Annotated in this window: 18 protein-coding genes; 10 read left to right on the top strand and 8 right to left on the bottom strand. The window is 67.9% G+C overall.

Annotation, left to right across the window (positions count from 1 at the left end):
- Position 1: 1 nt before the first annotated feature.
- Positions 2-2,737 carry a pyruvate dehydrogenase (acetyl-transferring), homodimeric type gene (aceE, locus tag H0W40_RS09150; RefSeq protein WP_292445514.1) on the bottom strand — a complete coding sequence of 912 codons (2,736 nt, stop codon included), beginning with the start codon at positions 2,735-2,737 and terminating at the stop codon, positions 2-4.
- Between the two features lie 201 nt (positions 2,738-2,938).
- Between aceE and H0W40_RS09145 the strand changes: the two genes are divergently transcribed.
- From H0W40_RS09145 to H0W40_RS09125, 5 genes are all read left to right on the top strand, one after another.
- A complete protein-coding gene (locus H0W40_RS09145; protein ID WP_292445512.1) occupies positions 2,939-5,566 on the top strand; it encodes a PAS domain S-box protein in 2,628 nt (875 codons plus the stop codon).
- Entirely contained in the window at positions 5,563-6,192 is a 630-nt protein-coding gene (locus H0W40_RS09140; RefSeq protein WP_292445511.1) for a response regulator transcription factor, read from the top strand. Before H0W40_RS09145 ends, H0W40_RS09140 begins: the two co-directional genes overlap by 4 nt.
- Before the next feature lie 102 nt (positions 6,193-6,294).
- Entirely contained in the window at positions 6,295-7,146 is an 852-nt protein-coding gene (gene folD / locus H0W40_RS09135; RefSeq protein ID WP_292445510.1) for a bifunctional methylenetetrahydrofolate dehydrogenase/methenyltetrahydrofolate cyclohydrolase FolD, read from the top strand.
- Positions 7,147-7,185: 39 nt separating this feature from the next.
- Complete coding sequence (locus H0W40_RS09130; RefSeq protein ID WP_292445509.1) at positions 7,186-9,288, top strand: M3 family metallopeptidase; 2,103 nt, start codon at positions 7,186-7,188, stop codon at positions 9,286-9,288.
- A gap of 196 nt (positions 9,289-9,484) precedes the next feature.
- Positions 9,485-10,099, top strand: a complete 615-nt coding sequence (locus H0W40_RS09125) for a glutaredoxin family protein (protein ID WP_292445507.1) — start codon at positions 9,485-9,487, stop codon at positions 10,097-10,099.
- Positions 10,100-10,143: 44 nt separating this feature from the next.
- Here the strand turns inward: H0W40_RS09125 and rpiA are convergent, their stop codons facing one another.
- On the bottom strand, positions 10,144-10,803 hold the full coding sequence (rpiA, locus tag H0W40_RS09120) for a ribose-5-phosphate isomerase RpiA (protein WP_292445506.1): 660 nt from the start codon (positions 10,801-10,803) through the stop codon (positions 10,144-10,146).
- Positions 10,804-10,906: 103 nt separating this feature from the next.
- Here rpiA and H0W40_RS09115 point away from each other — a divergent pair, with 103 nt between their 5' ends.
- The 3 genes from H0W40_RS09115 (at position 10,907) to H0W40_RS09105 (ending at position 13,690) form a co-directional block, all read left to right on the top strand.
- On the top strand, positions 10,907-11,941 hold the full coding sequence (locus tag H0W40_RS09115) for a quinone-dependent dihydroorotate dehydrogenase (RefSeq protein ID WP_292445504.1): 1,035 nt from the start codon (positions 10,907-10,909) through the stop codon (positions 11,939-11,941).
- Between the two features lie 131 nt (positions 11,942-12,072).
- Positions 12,073-12,780 carry a hypothetical protein gene (locus tag H0W40_RS09110; protein ID WP_292445503.1) on the top strand — a complete coding sequence of 236 codons (708 nt, stop codon included), beginning with the start codon at positions 12,073-12,075 and terminating at the stop codon, positions 12,778-12,780.
- 67 nt (positions 12,781-12,847) lie between these two features.
- Positions 12,848-13,690: an undecaprenyl-diphosphate phosphatase gene (locus tag H0W40_RS09105; RefSeq protein ID WP_292445501.1), complete on the top strand. Its 843-nt coding sequence runs from the start codon at positions 12,848-12,850 to the stop codon at positions 13,688-13,690.
- Here H0W40_RS09105 and H0W40_RS09100 read toward each other — a convergent pair.
- The 6 genes from H0W40_RS09100 to H0W40_RS09075 all read right to left on the bottom strand — a co-directional run bounded on the left by H0W40_RS09100 (position 13,677) and on the right by H0W40_RS09075 (position 19,375).
- Positions 13,677-14,645: an MxaL protein gene (locus tag H0W40_RS09100; protein WP_292445500.1), complete on the bottom strand. Its 969-nt coding sequence runs from the start codon at positions 14,643-14,645 to the stop codon at positions 13,677-13,679. The genes H0W40_RS09105 and H0W40_RS09100 overlap by 14 nt on opposite strands.
- Positions 14,642-15,244 (bottom strand): MxaK protein, encoded by a 603-nt coding sequence (locus H0W40_RS09095; RefSeq protein WP_292445499.1) that lies wholly within the window; start codon positions 15,242-15,244, stop codon positions 14,642-14,644. The genes H0W40_RS09100 and H0W40_RS09095 overlap by 4 nt, the downstream gene beginning before the upstream one ends.
- Entirely contained in the window at positions 15,241-16,266 is a 1,026-nt protein-coding gene (locus H0W40_RS09090) for a vWA domain-containing protein (protein ID WP_292445497.1), read from the bottom strand. The genes H0W40_RS09095 and H0W40_RS09090 overlap by 4 nt, the downstream gene beginning before the upstream one ends.
- 22 nt (positions 16,267-16,288) lie before the next feature.
- Positions 16,289-17,128, bottom strand: coding sequence for a calcium incorporation protein MxaA (locus H0W40_RS09085; protein ID WP_292445496.1), 840 nt, complete (start codon positions 17,126-17,128; stop codon positions 16,289-16,291).
- 245 nt (positions 17,129-17,373) lie between these two features.
- Positions 17,374-18,264 (bottom strand): MxaS protein, encoded by an 891-nt coding sequence (locus tag H0W40_RS09080; protein WP_292445494.1) that lies wholly within the window; start codon positions 18,262-18,264, stop codon positions 17,374-17,376.
- A 91-nt stretch (positions 18,265-18,355) separates the two neighbouring features.
- Positions 18,356-19,375 (bottom strand): MoxR family ATPase, encoded by a 1,020-nt coding sequence (locus H0W40_RS09075; protein ID WP_292445492.1) that lies wholly within the window; start codon positions 19,373-19,375, stop codon positions 18,356-18,358.
- Positions 19,376-19,506: 131 nt separating this feature from the next.
- Here H0W40_RS09075 and H0W40_RS09070 point away from each other — a divergent pair, with 131 nt between their 5' ends.
- Positions 19,507-20,508 (top strand): helix-turn-helix domain-containing protein, encoded by a 1,002-nt coding sequence (locus tag H0W40_RS09070; protein WP_292445491.1) that lies wholly within the window; start codon positions 19,507-19,509, stop codon positions 20,506-20,508.
- Positions 20,509-20,707: 199 nt separating this feature from the next.
- The gene (locus H0W40_RS09065; protein ID WP_292445490.1) at positions 20,708-22,003 is read left to right on the top strand and encodes a rhomboid family intramembrane serine protease; all 1,296 of its coding nucleotides are present in this window, start codon (positions 20,708-20,710) and stop codon (positions 22,001-22,003) included.
- Positions 22,004-22,178 lie beyond the last annotated feature (175 nt).

The following is a 22,178-nucleotide window of genomic DNA, read 5'->3' as shown; positions in this document are numbered from 1 at the left end:
GTCAGGCGTACAGCGGGTTGATCTTGTCGGCGTTGATGCCGTACTTCTTGATCGCTTCGGCGACTTGCGCGGCCGGCACCGTGCCGTCGTCGGCCAATGCCTTGAGCGCGGCCACGACGACGTAATGGCGGTTCACCTCGAAGTGCTCGCGCAGCTTGGTGCGGAAATCGCTGCGGCCGTAGCCGTCGGTGCCGAGCACGCGATAAGCGCGGTTCTTGGGAATGAAAGCGCGAATCTGCTCCGCATAGGCTTTCATGTAGTCGGTCGAGGCGACCACCGGGCCGGCGTGCGGCGTGAGCTGTTGCGTCACGAAGGGCACGCGGGCGTTGGCCGTGGGATGCAGCAGGTTCCAGCGCTCGGCGTCCTGACCATCGCGAGCCAGTTCGTTGAAGCTCGGGCAGCTCCAGACGTTGGCAGCAACGCCCCAATCCTTTTCGAGCAGCTCCTTCGCGGCCATGGATTCGCGAAGGATGGTGCCGCTGCCCAGCAGGTTGACCTGCGGCTGCTTTTTCTTGCCGCCCGCGGCTTCCTGCAGGAGGTACATGCCCTTGACGATCTGTTCTTCCGTGCCGGGCTTGAGGCCCGGGTGAGGATAGTTTTCGTTGAGCAGGGTGATGTAGTAGTACACGTTCTCCTGTTTTTCCACCATGCGCTTGAGGCCGTCGTGCAGGATGACCGCCACCTCGTGCGAGAAGGTCGGGTCGTAGCTGATGCAGTTGGGGATCGTGCCGGCGAGGATGTGGCTGTGGCCGTCCTCGTGCTGCAGGCCTTCGCCGTTGAGCGTCGTGCGCCCCGAGGTGCCGCCGAGCAGGAAGCCGCGCGCCTGCATGTCGCCGGCTGCCCAAGCCAGGTCGCCGATGCGCTGGAAGCCGAACATCGAGTAGTAGACGTAGAACGGGATCATCACCCGGTTGTTCGTCGAGTACGAGGTCGCTGCGGCGATCCACGAGCTCATGCCACCGGCCTCGTTGATGCCCTCTTGCAGGATCTGCCCGGCCTTGTCCTCCTTGTAGTACATGACCTGATCCTTATCGACCGGCGTGTACTTCTGCCCTTCGGGGTTGTAGATGCCGATCTGGCGGAACAGGCCTTCCATGCCGAACGTGCGCGCTTCGTCCACCAGGATGGGCACCACGCGCGGGCCCAGCGCCTTGTCGCGCAGCAACACGGTCAGGCAACGCACGTAGGCTTGCGTGGTGCTGATTTCGCGGCCTTCAGCGGTGGCGTCGAGCACCGCCTTGAAAGCCGAGAGCTCCGGCACCGGTAGCGTCTCGTCGGCCTTCGGGCGGCGCTTGGGCAATGCGCCGCCAAGGGCCTTGCGGCGCGCATGCAGATACCGCATTTCCGGCGTGTCGTCGGCCGGCTTGTAGAAGGGAATGTCGGCCAGGCGGTCGTCGGGGATCGGGATGTTGAAGCGGTCGCGAAAGGCCCGCACGTCCTCGGCCACGAGCTTCTTGGTCTGGTGGGCGGTGTTCTTGCCCTCGCCGATCTTGCCCATGCCGTAGCCCTTGACGGTCTTGATGAGCAGCACCGTCGGCTGGTTCTTGTGGTTCACGGCGGCGTGGTAAGCCGCATGCACCTTGTGCGGGTCATGGCCGCCGCGGTTGAGGCGCCAGATGTCGTCGTCGCTGAGCTTGGCCACCATCTCGAGCAGCTTGGGGTGCTGGCCGAAGAAATTCTTCCGCACGAAAGCGCCGTCGTTGGCCTTCATCGCCTGGTAGTCGCCGTCCACCGTTTCCATCATCACCTTGCGCAGCAGGCCTTCCTTGTCGCGCGCGAGCAGCGGGTCCCAGTAGCTGCCCCAGATGAGCTTGATGACGTTCCAGCCGGCGCCGCGGAACTCGCTTTCCAGTTCCTGGATGATCTTGCCGTTGCCGCGCACCGGGCCGTCCAGGCGCTGCAGGTTGCAGTTGACGATGAAGATCAGGTTGTCGAGCTTCTCCCGCGCCGCCAAACCGATGGCGCCGAGCGACTCGGGCTCGTCCATCTCGCCGTCGCCGCAAAACACCCAGACCTTGCGCTTGGAGGTGTCAGCGATGCCGCGCGCATGCAGGTACTTCAGGAAGCGCGCCTGGTAGATCGCCATCAGCGGACCCAGGCCCATGGAGACGGTCGGGAATTGCCAGAACTCGGGCATCAGCTTGGGGTGCGGATAGCTCGACAGGCCCTTGCCGTCGACTTCCTGGCGGAAGTTGAGCAACTGCTCCTCGCTGATGCGGCCCTCGAGAAACGCGCGCGCATAGATGCCGGGCGAGGAATGGCCCTGGATGTAGAGCAGGTCGCCACCGTGCGTGCCGCCTTCGGCGGTGTCGTCGGCGTGCCAGAAGTGGTTGAAGCCGGCGCCGAACATGGTCGCCAACGAGGCGAAACTGGAAATGTGGCCGCCGAGGTCACCGCCGTCCGCGGGTTCCAGCTTGTTGGCCTTGACCACCATGGCCATCGCGTTCCAGCGCATGTAGGCGCGCAGGCGGTCCTCGATCTCGATCTGGCCCGGGCTGTGCTGCTCCTGGCCGGCCGGGATGGTGTTCACGTACGGCGTATTCGCCGAGAACGGCATGTCGATGCCGGTCTGGCGCGCCGCGTCGATCAGGCGGGCGAGCAGGAAGTGCGCGCGTTGCGGTCCCTCGCTTTCAATCACTGCAGCCAGCGCCTGGAGCCACTCCCGCGTTTCCTGGCCATCGGTATCGAGTGGGTCGTTGGCGGCAATGGCCATCGGGGTGTCGGGCAATGCAGACATGTCGGAGTCTCCTTGTCGCGGCGCGTTCAGCGCCGGGCACAGTCTTGGGCTGCGGGGCGGCGGCGAGTTTTGCATACCTCGCCAGATTTTTCAAATAGCGCGAGTCCATTTCATATTACGAACTACAAGCTGCCGCTTCGTTTTCGTCAGGCGAGAGTGACGGCTATCGGCCGATGACGGGCGCGGTTCGATAATCCCCCAATGCCGCTGTCCGTTCCCCCCGATTCGACCCTAGGTCCGCTGTCGCCGACCGATCCGCAGCGCATGTTCCGGCGCTGGTGGAAGCGACTGCCGCCGGCGCGCCAGGACCGGGTCGCGACGCTGGCGCCGCTGCTGTCGGTGCTGCTTTTCCTCGCGGCCATCATCACGGCGTTCTGGTACCTGCGCAACGAAGAGCACGAGCGCGAGCTCGAATCGGTCAAGCGCGACACCGAAATCGCCCAGCAGCAGATCCGCCTGCGCCTGATCGAGAACCAGGAGCAACTGGTGCGCATGGCCCGCGAGGTGGTCACTCGCGCCATCGACCAGGACGAATTTCTCGGCCAGGCGGTGAGCTTTGCGCGCGAACGACCGGAGGTGGTGAGCCTGGCCTGGATCGGTGCGGACCAGACCGTGCGGCAGCGCCACCTATCCCCCAACCATCCGGGCGAACTGTTGCGACTGGCGGAACCACCGCCCCTGCCGAATTTCGTCGGCCCGCTTGTTCCTACAGCCACCGCGCTCCAGGCCGGCGGTGAGCCGGCATGGGCGTTTGCCGCCGCGCGCGATCTTCGCCAGCCGGTCTATTCGCGCCCGTTCGAAGGCACCGGCGCGCTCATGGTGTTCCAGGTCCACGTGCCGCTGATCGACCGCAGCGCTTTCGCCGGCACGCTGGTGGCCGAGTACGCGGTCGAGTCGCTGCTGCGCTATTTCGTGCCGCCCGAGGTGACACGGCGCCATGCCATCAGCCTGATCGACGGCACCGACCGGGTGCTCGCCAGCAGCGTCTCGCGCGAACCCGGCAGCAGCGGCCAGCGCAACAGCTTCGTGCAGGAAGTGGCGCTGGCACCTTCGGGCAACGGCCTGGTGGTGCGCGGCGAGGGCTGGCGCACGTCCATCGGCCTGATCGGCAACACCCTTTTCTGGATGGTCGTGGCGCTCTCAGCCCTGACGGTGTGGATGCTGCTGGGCACCTGGCGCCACATGCATCGCCGCTCGCAGATGCAGACGGCGCTGATCTCCGAAACCAACTTCCGCCGCGCCATGGAGAACTCCATGCTGACCGGCATGCGTGCGATGGATATCGAGGGCCGGATCAGTTACGTGAACCCGGCCTTCTGCGCGATGACGGGCTTTGCGGAGCACGAGTTGATCGGCCGCCGGCCACCGTTTCCCTACTGGCCGCCCGACCGCACCGAGGAGAACACTCGTCTGCTGCAACAGGAACTGCAAGGCCGCAGCCCGGCCGGCGGCGTAGAGATCCGCATCATGCGCAAGGAAGGCAGCATGTTCGACGCGCGCATGTACGTGTCGCCGCTGATCGACGCCCGCGGCCACCAGAGCGGCTGGATGACCTCGATGACCAACATCACCGAGGCCAAGCGCATCCGCGATCAGCTCTCGGCCTCGCACGAGCGCTTCACCACGGTGCTCGAAGGCCTGGAGGCGGCGGTCTCGGTCCTGTCGGTGGCGCAGGGCGATTTGCTGTTCGCCAACCGCTCCTACCGCCTGTGGTTCGGCGCCGACTCGCAAGGTCACACGCTGCTGGCCGGCTCGGCCGAAAACCTCTCCGTGCTGCGGGAAGCCGACGAGTCGGTCGATAGCTTCGGCGGCCTGCCGGCGCGGGAGATCACCGAAGCCGCGGGCGACGCGCGCGAGGTCTTCATCGAGCCGATGCAGAAGTGGTTCGACGTGCGCGCGCGCTACGTGCAATGGACCGACGGGCGGCTGGCGCAGATGCTGATCGCGACCGACATCACGTCGCGCCGCCATGCCGAGGAGCAGGCCGCGCACCAGGCCGAGAAGGCGCAGGTGACGAGCCGGCTGGTGACCATGGGCGAGATGGCCTCCAGCGTCGCGCACGAACTGAACCAGCCGCTCACCGCCATCACCAACTACTGCAACGGCATGGTGTCGCGCGTGAAAAACGACGCGATCGAGAAGCCCGACCTCATCGCAGCGCTCGAAAAGACCGCGCGCCAGGCACAGCGTGCCGGGCAGATCATCCACCGCATCCGCGCCTTCGTGAAACGCAGCGAGCCGCAGCGCCAGCCGGCGCGCGCGCGCGACATCGTCGAGGACGCAGTCGAGCTCGCCGGCATCGAAGTGCGCCGGCGCAACGTGCACATCCGCACCTATGTGGCGCAGCGCCTGCCCGAACTGCGGGTCGATCCGATCCTGATCGAGCAGGTGCTGCTGAACCTGCTGAAGAACGCGGCGGAGGCCATCGACAACGCGCAGTTGCCGCCCTCGCGCCGCCACATCGAGCTGCGCGTCGTGCCGCGCTATGCGCAGGACGAAGGCGGGGTGATCGAGTTCAGCGTCACGGACAACGGTCCGGGCGTGAAGGACGAGGCGATGGCCCGGCTCTACGAGGCCTTCTTCTCGACCAAGGCCGACGGACTGGGCATCGGTCTGTCCTTGTGTCGCTCGATCATCGAGTCGCACCGCGGCCGTATCCGTGCAGAGAACCTCTACAATGGAACGGTTGTCAGCGGCTGCCGTTTTGCCTTCACCCTGCCGGTCGAATTGCCCCCGACGGTCATCGAAGGTGCCACTGAAGCCGCCGCGGCAGCGGTGAATCGAACAGCCCCCGCGGTGCCCGCCTCTTCCCTGACCGAGAACGCATGAGTCTTATCCCCAAGAAAGGCACGGTCTATGTCGTCGACGACGACGAGGCAGTGCGCGACTCGCTGCAGTGGCTGCTCGAAGGCAAGGACTACCGGGTCAAGTGCTTCGACGCGGCCGAATCCTTCCTCTCGCGCTTCGATCCCCGCGAGGTGGCCTGCCTGATCGCCGACATCCGCATGGACGGCATGAGCGGCCTGGAACTGCAGGACCGGCTGATGGAGCGCAAGAGCCCGCTGCCCATCGTCTTCATCACCGGCCATGGCGACGTGCCGATGGCCGTGACGACCATGAAAAAGGGCGCGATGGACTTCATCGAGAAGCCCTTCAAGGAAGAAGAACTGCTCGGCCTCGTGGAGCGCATGCTCGACCAGGCCCGCGCGGCCTTTTCGCAGCACCAGGAAGCCGCCAGCCGCGATGCCCTGCTTTCGCGCCTGACCACCCGCGAAAGCCAGGTGCTCGAGCGCATCGTCGCCGGGCGCCTCAACAAGCAGATTGCCGATGACCTGGGTATCAGCATCAAGACGGTCGAGGCGCACCGCGCCAACATCATGGAAAAGCTCAACGCCAACACCGTGGCCGATCTGCTGAAGATCGCCTTGGGAGCTCAAGCACAGGCCAAGGCTTGAACCGGCAGGCTCGCAGCATCAGCATCGAAGGGCCGCCGGGCGGCCCGACACGTCCACCGAAACGCGCCAGAGGCGCGTTTTTCTCCATTTGAAGGGACTCACATGACAGCCAAGCTCATCGACGGCAACGCGCTTTCCAAACACATCCGCATCGAGATCGCGCAACGCGCCGCAGTGCTGGCCTCGCGAGGCCACACGCCGGGTCTGGCCGTCATTCTGGTCGGCGAAAACGCAGCCAGCCAGGTCTACGTGCGCAACAAGGTCAAGGCCTGCCACGAAAGCGGCCTGCACTCCGTGCTCGAGCACTATCCCGCCACGATGACCGAAGCCGAGTTGCTCGAGCGCGTCGAGGTGCTCAACCATGACCCGGCGATCCACGGCATTCTGGTGCAGCTGCCCTTGCCACCGCACATCGATGGGCACCGCGTCATCGAGACCATCTCGCCGAAGAAGGACGTCGACGGCTTCCACATGGCGAGCGCCGGCGCGCTGATGGTCGGCCAGCCGGCTTTCAAGCCTTGCACGCCGTACGGCTGCATGAAGATGCTCGAGTGGATCGACTGCAATCCCAAGGGCAAGCACGCGGTCGTCATCGGCCGCAGCAACATCGTCGGCAAGCCGATGGCGATGCTGCTGTTGCAGGCCCATGCCACCGTCACCATTTGCCATAGTGCGACGCCTGATCTCGCTCATCACACCCGCCAGGCCGACATCGTGGTCGCCGCTGTCGGCAAGAGAAAGATGCTCACCGCCGACATGGTGAAACCCGGCGCGGTGGTCATCGACGTGGGCATGAACCGCGACGACCACGGCAAGCTGTGTGGCGACGTCGATTACGACGGCGTGCGCAAGGTCGCGGGCTGGATCACCCCGGTGCCCGGCGGCGTCGGCCCCATGACGATCACTATGCTGCTGATGAATACGATCGAATCCGCGGAACACGGCGCCGGCTGACACTGTCGAAGTCCGATCGATTCGAAAGGCAAGAACCCGATGCATAACCCCCTTCTCGACACCTCCGCCCTTCCCCGCTTCGGCGAGATCCGCCCCGAGCATGTGGCGCCTGCCGTCAACGCACTGCTGGCCGAAGGCGAGGCAGCGCTCGAAGCCGTGGTCGGCCCCGACGTGCCGGCCGATTACGACGCGATGTCGGCGGTGTTCGACACCGCCACCGAGCGCCTGGGCCGCGCGTGGAGCGCCGTGAGCCACTTGAACGCCGTTGCCGATACGCCGGAGCTGCGCGCTGCCTACACCGAGGCGCTCCCTAAGGTCACCGCCTTCTATACGAAACTCGGCGCCGACGAGCGGCTCTACGCCAAGTACAAGGCCGTCGCTACCGCGCCGCAGGCCGCCGCGCTGAACGCGGCACGACGCAAGGCGCTGGCCAACGCCATGCGCGACTTCGTGCTGTCGGGCGCTGAGTTGCAGGGCGCCGCCAAGGACCGCTTTTCCGCCATTCAGGCCCGGCAGGCCGAAATGGGCCAGGCCTTCTCCGAACACGTGCTCGACGCGACCGATGCGTGGTCGTGCATTGCCACCGAAAGCGAGCTCGACGGCGTGCCGGAAGACGTTCGTGCCGCCACTCGCGCCGCCGCACAGGCAGCAGGCCTCGACACCGGTCACAAGCTCAGCCTGCACATGCCGGTCTACATCCCGGTCATGCAGTACGCCCGCGACCGCCGGCTGCGCGAGCGGCTCTACCGCGCCCATGTCACGCGCGCCAGCGAACTGGCGGCAACGGTCCAGGGGGACATCAAGCCCGGCGCCACTGAGCGCGACAACAGCGCGGTGATGCGCGAGGTGCTGGCGCTGCGCCAGGAAGAAGCCGAACTGCTCGGCTACGCGAACTTCGCCGAGGTATCGCTCATCGCCAAGATGGCCGACTCGCCGCAGCAGGTGATGGACTTCCTGCGCGACCTTGCACGCCGTGCGCGTCCGCATGCCGAGCGCGACCTCGCCGAGCTGCGCGAATTCGCCGCCACCGAGTTGGTGCTGGCCGACATGCAGGCCTGGGACCTGGCCTTCGTCGCCGAAAAGCTCAAGGAGGCGCGCTACGCCTTCAGCGACAACGAGGTCAAGCAGTACTTCACCGAGCCCAAGGTGCTGGCGGGTCTGTTCAAGATCATCGAGACGCTGTTCGAAGTGGCGATCCGCCCCGACACGGCGCCGGTGTGGAACGAACACGTGCGCTTCTTCCGCATCGAGCGTGCGGCGCCTGCCGGCTCCACCGACGGCCCGCGTTTAGTCGGCCAGTTCTACCTCGACCCCTACGCCCGCCCCGGCAAGCGGCCCGGTGCCTGGATGGACGACGTGCGCGGCCGCTGGGCACGGCCCGACAGCAACGGCGCAGCGCCGCAGACCCCGGTGGCACAGCTCGTGTGCAACTTCGCCGCACCGGTCGTCGGCAAGAACGGCAAGGAGCGGCCGGCACTGCTCTCGCACGACGACGTGACCACGCTCTTCCACGAATTCGGCCACGGCCTGCACCACATGCTCACGCAGGTCGACGACATCGGGGTGGCCGGCATTGCCGGCGTCGAATGGGATGCCGTCGAGCTGCCCAGCCAGTTCATGGAGAACTTCTGCTGGGAATGGGACGTGGTGCGCCACATGACCGCGCATGTCGATATCGGGGAGCCGCTGCCGCGCGCCTTGTTCGACAAGATGCTCGCCGCGAAGAACTTCCAGAGCGGCCTGCAGACGCTGCGCCAGGTCGAACTGTCCTTGTTCGACATGCGCCTGCACGCCGAGCCGGGCAGCGCCGGCAAGGTACAGCAGGTGCTCGATGAAGTGCGCGACGAGGTGTCACTCTTCCCGCCGCCGGCATTCAACCGCTTCCAGCACAGCTTCTCGCACATCTTCGCGGGCGGCTATGCGGCCGGCTACTACAGCTACAAGTGGGCCGAGGTGCTGAGCGCCGACGCCTATGCCGCCTTCGAGGAAGAAGGCGTGTTCAACCCCGCCGTGGGTCGTCGCTACAGGCAGGCCATCCTGGAAGCCGGCGGCAGCCGCCCGGCGATGGAAAGCTTCAAGGCCTTCCGCGGCCGGGAGCCGAGCATCGATGCACTGCTGCGGCACCAGGGCATGGCGGATTAAGCCGGTCGAGCCGCGGAAGGGCTCGCCGCTGCTTCGGCGAACGGCGACGAGGCGCACGGTCCATGCCGTGTCGCCGTGACGTATTGCCAGTCCTGGCCTCGCCGGCAGGCCAGTGCGCGCACGACAGCGGGAAGGGTCGAATCAGCCGCCGCGGTGAACTACGATCGCGGCTGCGTTTGAAATCCGGAGTGTGATCATGAGCCGCCGCCCCGCTGCTGCGTTGTTCGCCTTGTCCGCGCTGATGGTCAGCACGGCGCCGCAGGCTCAGTACAAGGTGGTCGAGCCGGACGGCCGCGTCACCTACACCGACCGCCCGTCGCTCGCCGGCGCCGCACGCGTGGCGCCGTTGAGTCTGCCCACGGATGTCGTCGCCTCCGGCGAGGCCCTGCCTGCGGCCCTGCAGCAACCGGCCGCGCGCTTCCCGGTCACGCTGTACACCATGCCCACCTGCGCACCTTGCGACAACGGCCGCAATTACCTGCGCCGCCGCGGCGTCCCGTTTGCCGAAAAGACGGTCACCACGCTGGCCGACTCGAAGGCCTTCCAGAGCCTGAACCTCGGTACGGAAGTGCCGGTGCTGCGCATCGGCCAGCAGGTCTTGCGCAACTTCTCGGAAACGACCTGGGCTAACGACCTGGACCTGGCCGGCTACCCGGCTACCTCACGCCTGCCCAACGGTTACCGCGGTTGGGAACCGATGCCGCTGGCCATGGTGCCGCCTCCCGGGCCACCTGCCGTGGTGCGCGCGCCCGAGACACCGGCTGCGCTGCCGCCCGCGCTGGAGGCGACGCCGAACGGCATCCGTTTCTGAGCGCGGCACAGCGCGAAAAGGCGCACTCGCCTTGCGCGGCCGGTTCAAAACCGCAGGGTCTGCACGCCCTCGTCGGTACCGAGCAGGCACAGCGCGGCTTTGTGGCGGGCGAAAACGCCCACGGTGAGGACACCGGGCCACTGGTTCACTTCGGTCTCGAATCCCAAGGGGTCGGTGATCTGCAGGCCGTGCACGTCCAGGATGCACTGCCCGTTGTCGGTAACCACGCCTTCGCGCAAACGCGCCTGGCCGCCGAGCCGCACGAAGCGGCGCGCCACCTGGGCGGCCGCCATCGGCAGCACCTCCACCGGCAGTGGGAAACGGCCGAGCACGTCGACCAGCTTGGAAGCGTCGGCGATGCACACGAAACGCTCGGCCAGGTCGGCGACGATCTTTTCGCGCGTGAGTGCGGCACCGCCGCCCTTGATCATGAAGCCGCGCCGGTCGATCTCGTCGGCGCCGTCTATGTAGACCGGCAGCGACTCGACCGCTTCGGCCTCGAACACGCGAATGCCATGCGCGCGCAGCCGCTCGCTGCTGCGCATCGAACTCGACACCGCGCCTGCGATGCGTTCCTTCATGCCGGCCAGCGCATCGATGAAGCAGTCCACGGTCGAGCCGGTGCCGACGCCGACGACGCTGCCTTCGACCACCTGCTCGAGCGCGGCGCGGCCGACAAGTACCTTTAGTTTCTGCTGATTCATGGCGGAGACGAGCGAGCGGTGGCGACCGCCGGATTATCCCGTTGCACACACCTGTCGGGTGACCTGGCCGGTGCGCGGCGACGCTCTGGGACAATCCGCGCCCATGGCCCTAGTTCCGTATGCGTTGACGCGCCCCTTCCTGTTCGGCCTGGACGCCGAACACGCGCACGAGCTGACCCTGGGGTCGATCGCCAAGCTGCAGAACACGCCGCTGCAGTGTCTGTGGCAACAGCCGCGCGTCGCCGATCCCGTGATGGTGGCGGGGCTGCACTTTCCCAACCGCATCGGCCTGGCCGCCGGCCTGGACAAGAACGGCCGCTGCATCGATGGCCTGGGCGCGATGGGCTTCGGCTTCATCGAGGTCGGCACCGTCACGCCCCTGCCCCAGCCGGGCAACCCGAAGCCGCGCGTGTTCCGCCTGCCCGAGGCGGGCGCGCTGATCAACCGGCTGGGCTTCAACAACGACGGGCTCGATGCCTTTCTCGCCAACGTGCGGCGCGCGCGCTTTCGCAGCGGCGGCGGCATCCTCGGCCTGAACATCGGCAAGAACGCCGCCACGCCGATCGAGCGCGCGGCAGACGATTACCTGCTGTGCCTGGAAGGCGTGTACGAGCATGCCGACTACGTGACGGTCAACATTTCCAGTCCCAACACGCAAAACCTGCGCAGCCTGCAGAGCGACGCGGCGCTGGACGCGCTGCTAGGCAAACTGCAGGAACGGCGCGAGCGCCTGAGTGCACGTCATCGCCGCGCCGTGCCGCTGTTCGTCAAGATCGCCCCGGACCTCGACGAAGCGCAGGTCGGCCTGATCGCAGCCACGCTCGCAAGGAACGCGATCGACGGCGTGATCGCCACCAACACCACGCTGGCCCGAGAAGCGGTGGCTGGCCTTGCGCACGCCCGCGAGAAGGGTGGCTTGAGCGGGCGACCGCTGGCTGCGGCCAGCAACCGGGTCGTGCGGCAACTCCGCTCGGCACTGGGTGAGGCCTATCCGATCATCGGCGTGGGCGGCGTGATGAGTGCCGCCGATGCGCGGGCCAAGCGCGAGGCCGGCGCCGACCTGGTGCAGATCTACACCGGGCTCATCTTCGAGGGCCCCGAGCTGGTTGCACGGGCCGCGGCGGCCTTGCGGGCTTGAGCATCGTTCGCGCCGAGCCGCGCAGGATTCACGCTTCCAGCGTTCGAGTCGTACGGCGCTCGAATGTCTCGAGCGCATGCCGTCGGCCGTCACACCGTCGCTCTAAACTCGGCCCGCTCGACTTGCGCCTCATGACAAAACCACACCACAACGCTGGGGCACTGCGCCCGCTAGGCCCGCCTTCCGTCGATTCTTCGTTTCGGCATTCGCGCTACCTGGCCATAACGCCCCCTGTGCTAGCGCTGATGTTCGCCCTGGCGCTGTGGCTGGCGCTCGATCCGGCAACGCTGAAAGAAATCACCACGGAGGGCGGCCTCGTCGAACGGCCCACGGAGCTGCTGTACTTCGCACTCGCCGCCGCGATGTGGTGGTGGCGCCGACCCGGAGACGACCTGCTCGGCTGGACCGCGCTGTGCATCGTCTTCGTCGCCTTCGGCGCTCGCGAGATGGATCTGCACAAGGCCTGGACCGGCGGCAGCATGCTCAAGCTGAGTTTTTATCTGCGCGAGGCGCCGCTCGTGCAAAAGCTCGTTTCCGGCGCCGTGGTGCTGATGGTGGCTGCGGCCGGCGTGTTCGTGATCCGGTGCTATGCGTACAGCGTCTGGCAAGGCTTGCGCCGGCGTGAAACGGTCGCCACCACGGTGGCCATTTTCCTGGGCACGATGATCGTGTCCAAAGTGTTCGACCGCTCGATCAACATCCTGGCCGAAGACTTCGACATCGTCGCGCCGGTCGCCACGGGCGTGCTGGTCGGCGCGGTGGAAGAAATCCTCGAACTGAGCTTGCCGCTCGTCGCTGCGATCGGCTTCGTTCAGCACCGGCGAGGCAATCTCTCATGAAGGCGCTGCAGCAGACCGCCGCACCCCGGCCCATGGCAATCGCGTCAGCCTGCCGCGCACAGGCCGCATGAGCAGCGGCGCAATGATCTGGTTCGAGGCAGCATTCCTCGGCCTGGTGCAAGGGCTGACCGAGTTCCTGCCGGTCTCCTCGAGCGCCCACCTGCGCATCATCGGCCCGCTGCTGCCTTCGGGCGGCGACCCCGGTGCGGCGTTCACTGCGATCACGCAGATCGGCACCGAGCTGGCGGTGCTGATCTATTTCCGCCGTGAGATCGGGCGCATGACGAAGGCCTGGTTCGCGTCGGTTGTCGGCCGCGGCCAGCGGGGCGATCCCGATGCGCGCATGGCCTGGCTGGTCATCATCGGCACCGTGCCCATCGCCGCGCTCGGCCTGTTGTTCAAGGACGCGATCGAAGGCTCCCTTCGCAACCTGTACATCACGGCCACCGTGCTGATCGTCTTCGCGCTGGTGCTCGCCGCAGCAGATCGCTACGGCCACAAGCAGCACGACCTGCGGCGGCTGACCTGGATGCATGGCGTGCTGTTCGGGCTGGCACAGGCCACCGCCCTGATTCCCGGCGTGTCGCGCTCGGGCGGCACCATCACGGCCGGGCTGATCATGGGCTATACGCGGGAAGCTGCGGCGCGTTATTCCTTTCTGCTTGCAGTGCCCGCGGTGCTGGCCGCCGGCTTCTATCAGCTCTTCAAGACCTGGGGCCAGCCCGGCCCGATAGGCGCCGGCCCGACGGCGCTGGCCACACTGGTGGCCTTTGCGGTCGGCTACTGGGTGATCGTGGTGTTCCTGAAGCTGGTCTCGACGCGCACTTACCTGCCCTTCGTCTACTACCGCATCGTGCTCGGCGTGGTGGTGCTGGGCCTGCTGCAGATCGGCGTGCTCAGTTCGCTCTGACCGGCTTGCCGGTGCCGCGCCGGCGCATCAGCCAGCGGCGCAGCAGCACCGTATCGGGCACGAAGCGCCAGGCCAGCAGCAGCAGCGCGAGCAACGCGGGCAGCCAGCGCAGATCGGTCGCCACCGGCTCGGGCCGCGCCAGCGCCGGATCGAGCAGTGCGCTGCCCAGTGAAGCCGTGGTGCCGAGCCGCTGATAACCGATGCCCATCAGCTTGGCCAGGCCCTGCAGGTGGTTGTCGCGCAGCTCCGAAAGGTGCTCGTGTTCGGTGCCGCTGCCGCCTTCGAAGCGTTGCACGACGTCCGCCGCGGCCCAGTAGCCGGCCGGGTTGCCGTCGCGATCGGTGCGCGGAATGCGCGCCGGCAGGTCGCCGCCCACGCCGATCACCCAGCCGCCGATCTCGCCCGGCGTGACGTCGTGGATGGGCGGCGACTCGCGCGGGCGCAGCGGCGGCGATTCGTGACCATCGGTGAAGAACACGACGCCCGTGTCGCCGCCGATGGCCAGCGCGGTGCGCAGCGTCCAGCTCACGCCCTTGCCGACGTTGCTGGCATTGGCCCAGCGCATGCTGCCGTCGATCTTCGCCAGCGCGGCGAGCAGTTCCTCGTAATGGCTGCACACCTCCACCGGCAGCAGCAGCGGCATCACGCGGTAGTCGGCAAAGACCGACCAGCCCACCTTGGAGCCGCAGGGCAGCCGGCGCAGCGCCTCACGCATGGTGGCGCGCGCCGCCTCCAGGCGCGTTGCGGGCACGCCGCCCACCACCATGTCGTCCACGTTCATGCTCTGCGTGATGTCGAACGTGACCATGTAGCTCCAGGTCGAGCGCTCGAGCGTCACCGGCGGCAGCCAGACGGCGGCGATCAGCAGCGCCAGGGCCAGACTGATCGGCCAGTGCGCCCGGGTGTGCACCGAGCCCAGAGCCCGGCGCAGCAGGCGCGAAGCCTCGGTGCTCAAGGCAGGTCTCCGGGCTCCATGCCGCGCAAAAGGACGCGACGCCGCTCGACCGGCACGTTCTCGTCTTCGGCAAAGGCCGGCTGCTCCTCGGGCGCGACTCTCAGCGCGCGCTCGAGGTTGTAGCGGGCGTCCCAATCGTCGGGATTCATGCGCAGCAGGTCGCGATAGCGCTGCTTGGCCAGCTCGACCAGCGGCGAGGCCTCGGCAGCGCTGCGCAGGCCGGGCGCCGCCGCGGTCGCGGTGTCGCCGGGCTCAGGTGGCTGCCCCATGCCTTGGCGCAAGTACATGTTGCCCAGGTTGAAAAGCGCTTCCCGGCCGATGGCGTCGGGGCGGCCCGGCTCGATCAGGCCGCTGTAGCTCTTGAAGGCGGCGTCGTGGGCACCCGCCCGGGAAAGGCTCACCGCCCGCGCCAGCCGCACCTCGCGAGGTGCATCGCGCGCGGCCGGTGCGGCATCGGGCTCGACCGGCGCCTCGGCGGTGGCGGCGATCTGCTGGTTGAGCGTGATTGTCTGGCGCAGCCGCAGGCCCTGAGCCAGCGCCACGCCCGCGCACACCAGCGCCGCGACCGCGAAAAAACCGTGTACCGAATGCCGTCTCATGTCTCGCTCCGGGCGCCGCGCCAGTTCTGCAATTGCACCGACCGGCAGACGAGCAGCCCGGCGCAGGCCAGCAGCGCTGCCACGTAGAAGCCGGCGCTCCAGTCCACGCGCGGCACGCGCTCGTAGAACGACAGCGGAAAATTCTGCTGGCGGTTGATCTCCGCCATCGCCGCGGCCATGGCGGCAGAGTCGTCGGTCTGGTAGAGCCGGTAGGGCGTGGGCAGCGACAGGAAGAAGGTGTGCAACGCCATCTCCTCGCCCGACTCGTAGATGCCTTGCGCCTCACCGCTGCCGTTGCCGGTCAGGCTGGGCGAGTTGGGCCCGCTGCGGATGTAGATCCAGTACAGCGCGATCTTCTCGCGTGACAGCCCGGCCTCGATACGCTGGCGCGTCGTCTCGTCGAGCTGCGCGCCGCCGTCCGACACCACCAGCACGATGCGGCTGCCCGAATAGGCCCGGCCCTCGAATTCGCGGATCGCCGCCAGCAGCGCACTGCCCATGTGCGTGTCGGGCAGGCCGCGGCCGATGCCGGTGGCCGCCAGCGCCGACTGGATCACCTTGCCGTTCTGGGTGAAGGGCACCGCCGGCATCGGGCTGGTGCTGAAGGCCATGAAAGCGAAGCGATCGTCGGGCCGCTTGGCCACGAAGTCGGCGAGCAGCTTGCGCACGATCTCGCTTTTCGATTCGGTCACGGAGAAGCCCCCCGCAACGGCCGGCGCATTGAGGTGGACCACCGCGTCCATGCTGGAGCTGCGGTCCATGAGGATCAGCACTTCGGCGCCGCGGCCGGTGCGCAGCACCTGCGTGCCGGACTGCCCCGGCCCGGCCAGGCCGATCACGATGGCCGCCATCGCCGTGACGGCAAATGCGCGCCAGAGAAAACCGACGATGCGGCCGACGCGGTCGTCAGGCAGCCAGGCGAGGTAGGAGAACACCAGCGTGTCGCTGCGCCGGCGCAGCAGCGGCAGCAGGGCCAGCGGCAGCAGGAGCAGCAACCAGGGCTGGGCGAAATCCAGGTGCATCGCGTCTTGGTCCCGATGCCGGCTAGCGCGCGTGGCGCTGCTCGGCCTGCCGCAATTCGCGGCACAGCTCGAGCAGTTCGTACGGCGCGGTCGGCCGGTCGGCGAAGAAGCGCGCGGCCGACTGGCGATAGAAGTCTTCCAGCCGCTCGGCCAGCGGCCGCAGATGCGGCGCCTCGACCAGCAGCCGGGGCAAGCTGGCCTGATGCACCACCCGCCCGGCGGTGGCATTGAGGGCGCGGTGCATCGCCAGCCAGGCGTCGGGGATGGCGCCGAGCGGTTGGCCGCGATGGGCTCGCTGCAGATGCTTCAGTTCCTGCCGCGCGCGCGCAAACGGCAGGCGGTGAGCCTCACGCGCGTTGCGCCAGGCCCACCAGCCCAGCCAGGTGAGCAGCACCGCGCCGAGCGCAGCCAGCGCGGCGAGGAACTGCCGCTGGACGTTGGCCGTGGGCAAGGCGGCGACCGGTCGATCGGGGCGCAGCGGCTGCAGCTCGCCCTGGCCGAACACCGCCTCCGGCGTCAGGGGACCGATGCTGATCGGCCAGGCCGGCACGGCGAGCGTGACACCCGAGTTCGTGGCGATCGTCAGCGCCGGCAGGGGAACGCTCATGAGCGCACGCGGGGCGTTGATGATCTGGTAGTCGATCGCGAGCCAGCGCTGTCCTTCGCCGTCGGTTTCGATGTGCGCCGGGCGGCGTTCGAGCCACAGGCCAACGCGGTCCGCGGCCGGCGGGGCGGCCGGCTCGAGCGAGCGGCCGGCGTGTTCGAGCAGGACACGCTGCGTCAGCACGTCGCCGAGCATGTGCCCGAAGCTGCGCGGTTGTTCGATGATGGCCGGCGTGCCAGCGGATCCCAGTGGCTTCAAGGCAGCTGACGCGGCAGACGCGGCGGCAGCTTCGCTGCCGACCGGTCCGCTGTCGGTACCCGACGCCGCACTTCCCGGCGCATCAGCGGCAACTGGCTGCGCACGCACTTGCGCCGTCGGACCGAGGCTGATCGCCGAGGTAATAGCCAGCAGACCGAGGTAGTGAAGAGCAGCCCGGCTCGCCTTCTCGCGATGCTTCGAAGAAGAAAGGCTTTCCGGCGCCAAATGGAAGTGCGTGCTGTGTCTCACGCCACGGCCTCCAGGAAATGGCGTGTCAGCCCTTCGCCGTCGAACGCGCCGTGCAAATAGAAAGGTTCCAGCCCGCGCCCTTCGAACAGCGTGCGCAACTCATCCCGGCGCGCGGCGACTCCGGCGCGCCATTCGCTGCGCAGCGATTCACGCATCCACAAACTGCGGCGCACGCCGGTCTCAGCATCGCTCACGGCCACCAGCGCCTGCGCGTCCGGGGGTTCGGTTTCAGCGGGGTCCCAGGCGACCATGGGCACTACGCAGGCCGGCGCGAGCAGTTCGAGCACGGCGTCCAGGCCGGCCAGCGGCCAGTGGAAATCGGACACCAGAAACACCAGGCCCTTGCGCCCTGCCAGGCGCGCGACCGCTGGCCGCAGTCCGTCGATGCCACCGCGGTTGCCCGCCTTTTGCGGGTTGCTCGCGGCATCGTCATCCGCGGTGCAATCGCGAAGCAACTGCCCCATCACGAAGCCGGCGCCGCGGCTGTGGCGCGCCGGCATGAAGAGGTCCTCGCGCTCGGCATGGTCGAAGGCAAGAAGACCGCACGCGTCGCCGGCGCGAAAGGCGCTGCTGCCCAGCGCTTCCACGAAATCGGCCGCGACCTCGAGCTTGCTGCGTGCCGCGCCGAAGTGCATCGACGCCGACACATCGACCACCGCATTTACCGGCACCGCGACCCGCTGGCGCTGGATGCGCACCAGCCACTCCTGGCGCACGTCGCGCACGCTGGCGCGCAGGTCCAGGCGGCGCGGATCGGGATGGTCGAACAGGCGCTTATGCGCTGCGAAGCCCTGCCCGGCGCCCAGGCTCGTGCCCTTGTGCGCGCCGGGCCGGTAGCCGCCGAAGCTGGCCGGCAGGCGGTAGTGGAATTCAGCCGCGGCGGTCATGCTGCCCGGGAAGAACGGTATCCTCTCCCTTTGGGAGAGGATGGGGGTGAGGGGCGCACGGCCCTGCCTTCAGCTACGGTGCGGTTCGAGTTCAAGGTGCGGCGACCTTGTCCATGATCTTCTCGACCAGCGCGTCGGACAGTTCGGCCCGGCGCAGCTCGTACACCGGCGTGAAGAAGATCCGGTGGCCGAGCACCGAGGGCAGCACCGAGCGTATGTCGTCCGGCTCGAGGTGCGTGCGGCCATTCAGCCAGGCCACCACGCGCGACGCGCGCATCAGCGCACTCATGCCGCGCGGGCTGGCGCCGGCCAGGATGAGCCGCTTCATGTCCACGCCTTCCAGCCGCACACCGAAGGCCAGCGGCGTCTCGCTCGCCTCCCACACGTCGAGCACGTAGCGCTCGATGGTCTCGCTGCTGCGCACGCTTTTCTGGATCAGCGCGCCGATCGCGTTGAGCCGGTCCCAGGGCAGCATGGCCGCAGGCACCGTGTCGATCAGCGCGTCGGCGTCGTGATAGGCCGTCTCGAACACCAGCGCCTTGCGGACGGCACGATCGGTCGGCTTGGCCATGTTCAGCTCGAACATGAAGCGGTCACGCGCGGCGGAGGCCAGCTCGAAGGTCTCTTCCTTCTCAACCTTGTTGCGGTCGGCGAACACCGTCATGTGCGGGAAGCGGTACTCGCGGTTGAAGGCCGACACCGTGCGCTCGGCCATGGCGCGCAGCAGCAGCGACTGCACCTGCGGCCGGGCCCGGTTGATCTCGTTGAAGAAGAAGGTAGTCAGCCGCTCGCCGTGGCGCAGCAGCGGGCCCGGGTCGATGCGCGGCTTGCCCTCGGCATCGACATAGGTGTGATAGATCAGGTCGCCCGGCATCAGATCGACCGTGCCCTCCACCCGCTCGAAGTCACCACCGATGGCACGGGCAAAGGCGCGCAGCACGGTGGTCTTGCCGACGCCCACGTCGCCTTCGAGCAGCACGTGGCCCCGCGCGAAAGTGGCCACGTTGATCAGGCGGATGGTGTCCGGCTGGCCGATCACCGCCTTGCCCACCTCCGCCTCGAGTTTCAGCGCGATCTGCCGCCACTCCTGAAGCTGCTCGTCAGAACTCATTGCGGGTATCCATCGTGAACACAATGCGTGAGCTTGACACCTGGACGCTGCGGCGTCTTGCCTGCCGGTACACCTGCGCTTGTCCGCCAGCGCACCGCAAGACATTGACGAATCCACAAGACTGAACAACGATGGGGTTTGACAGAGCGTTCTCCACTTTGAGCTTGCCGCCGGAACTGCGGGTGGCGGGCTGGACCCAGGCCGTCTCCGACCGCTTCGTGGAATCGGGCTTCAAGGTGCTCGACCCCGAAGGCTTCGACGCCTCGATGCTCAACCGCGACGTGGCCGACCTGGCGCTCACGCGCATCCTTTCGGCCGGTCACCACCGCAAGAGGGTAACCCGCTCGCAGCGGCAAGCGGGGCGGGCCGGCGAGGCGTTCTTTCTTGTCAGCCTGCAGCTCGAAGGCCATTGCCGGGTCACGCAGGACGGGCGCGAGGCGCTGCTCTCGCCCGGGCAGTTCAGCATCTACGACACGCGCCGATCCTACGAACTGCTGCTCGAGCAGGACTACCAGCAGGCGGTGCTGCGTATTCCCCGCGCGAGCCTGTGCGAGCGGCTGCCGGGCTGCGACCAATTGACCGCACGTGCCGTTGCCGCGGATTCGCTGCCGGCGCGTTTGCTCGCGCAGATGGTGCGAGAGACCTGCAACGGCACGGGCACGCTCGACCCGCGCGCCGCCGCCGATGTATCCGAGGGCATCCTCAGCGTACTGACCGGCGGACTGCGCGGCCTGCACGACGGCGCCGCCGTGCAGGCGGACCGAGCGCCCGGCGCCGGCCGGCAACTCGCCCGCATCAAGGCGCATGCCTCGGGGCACTTGAGCGATCCGGGCCTGTCGGTCGGCGGCATCGCGCAGGCTCTCGGGCTGTCGAAGAGCTACCTGCACAAGCTGTTTCGCAACGAGGGCAGCACGCTGGAGCGCTGGATCTGGTCCGAGCGCCTGGCCGCCTGCCGGCAGGCGCTGCAAGACCCGCGCCGCGCCGCGCACACCATCACCGAAATCGCCTACGGCCACGGCTTCAGCGATGCGGCGCACTTCAGCCGCAGTTTCCAGCGACGCTACGGCTGCGCGCCGCGGGAGTGGCGCCTGCGCGCACTAGCGGGCCGCGCTGCCAGCGGCAACCGGGAATAAGCAGCTTCCCCGGGGTCGACGTTCGCCACAGCGGCGACTACACACATTTCTTATTGCCCGCGGCACAAAGGCAGACGGCCCACGCCAAGGGCATGCCGACGCAGACGACCAGCATGAGCAGCCGCTTACCATGCCCTTTTTGCATGCCGGTGCCCCTGCGCACGGCACTCGCTGCCATGGTGCGTGTCCCACTTCCTGCATGAGCCCTCCCCCGTCGCCCCTGCCCAGCTTGGCCGACCTGTGGCGCAGCCCCGCGCGGCTGACGCCCGCAACGCTTGCGCTGGTGGTCACCAACGTGGCGGTGTTCGCCGTCATGCTGGCCTTCGGTGCGGGTCTGTGGCACGCGCCGAACGACGTGCAGCTCACCTGGGGTGCCAATTTCGGCCCCGCCACCAAGGACGGGCAATGGTGGCGGCTCGGCTCGGCGATGTTCCTGCACTTTGGCGTGCTTCACCTTGCCATGAACATGTGGGCGCTGTGGGACGGGGGCCGGCTGGTCGAGCGCCTGTACGGGCACGGGCGATTTGCCTTCATCTATCTGGGCAGCGGCGTCGCGGGCAACTTGCTGTCGCTCGTGGTGCAGGGCGAACGGGCCGTCTCGGGCGGCGCATCCGGCGCGGTGTTCGGCGTGTACGGTGCCCTGCTGGTGTGCCTGGCGCGCGAGCGCAGCCGGGTCGATCCGTTCGAGTTTCGCTGGCTGTTCGGCGGGGTCATCGTGTTTTCGGTGGCAACCCTCGCGCTCGGTTTCGTGATTCCGGGCATCGACAACGCGGCACACATCGGCGGCCTCGGGGCCGGCGCGCTGCTCGGCATTGCGCTGGCACGCCCGCTCTCGGCCGCGCACCCGCTGCGCACGCGCCCGCGCTGGCTGGCCGGCGCCCTGCTCGCGGGCACGCTGGCCGTGCTGGTGATCGAGATTCCGGCGCCGCGCTACCGGCTCGGCGAGGAGTTGCAGGCGCGCGAGGCGATCCGCGAGTTCCTGGACACCGACGAGCGCATCGGCGCGCGCTGGCAATCCATCTTCGAGGCTGGACGCAGCCAGAGCCAATCCTTCGACGAGCTGGCCGGGCGCATCGACGCCGATGTGTCGCGCGAATACCAATCCAGCTTCGAGGAGCTTTCGGCGATCAGTCTCGACCCGGCGGCGCCCTCGGCGGCAACCCTGGAGATCCTGCGCAAGTACGCGCTGCTGCGCGGCGACGCCTCGCACGAGCTGGCCGAAGCGCTGCGCGAGAAGGACGAAGCGGGCGTTCGCGGCGCGCTCGAATCGATGCGGCGTGCGCCCTTCCTGGCGCGCGAAATCGAGCTGCGGGCGACCGGTGCGGCATCGGCGCCGTCGGCTCGATCCGCTCCATCGGCCGCATCGGCCGCATCGGCCGCATCGGCCGCATCGGCTGCATCGGCTGCATCGGCTGCATCGGCTGCATCGGCTGCATCAGCCGCATCAGCCGCCTCGACTTCACCCGCCCCCACAGCCGCAAGCGCCCCGCCCTGACGAAGCTGCGTCCCGCCTCGACGGGAGCGTGTTCACCCCCCTGCTTCGCATCCGTAGTTAGGGACGGCCAGCGCCACGCTCGCGACGTAGATTGAGGCAGCGCCCGGGCCGCTGTTCACTACCGAATGCGGAGGCAAGGCGCAGGGGAGACACACCGATGGTCACTCGCCCACGC

It is taken from the genome of Methylibium sp. (genome assembly GCF_013817345.1).
Classification (GTDB): domain Bacteria; phylum Pseudomonadota; class Gammaproteobacteria; order Burkholderiales; family Burkholderiaceae_C; genus Methylibium.
The sequence above is the reverse complement of the archived record's forward strand: the minus strand, read 5'-3'. Positions and strand labels throughout refer to the sequence as shown.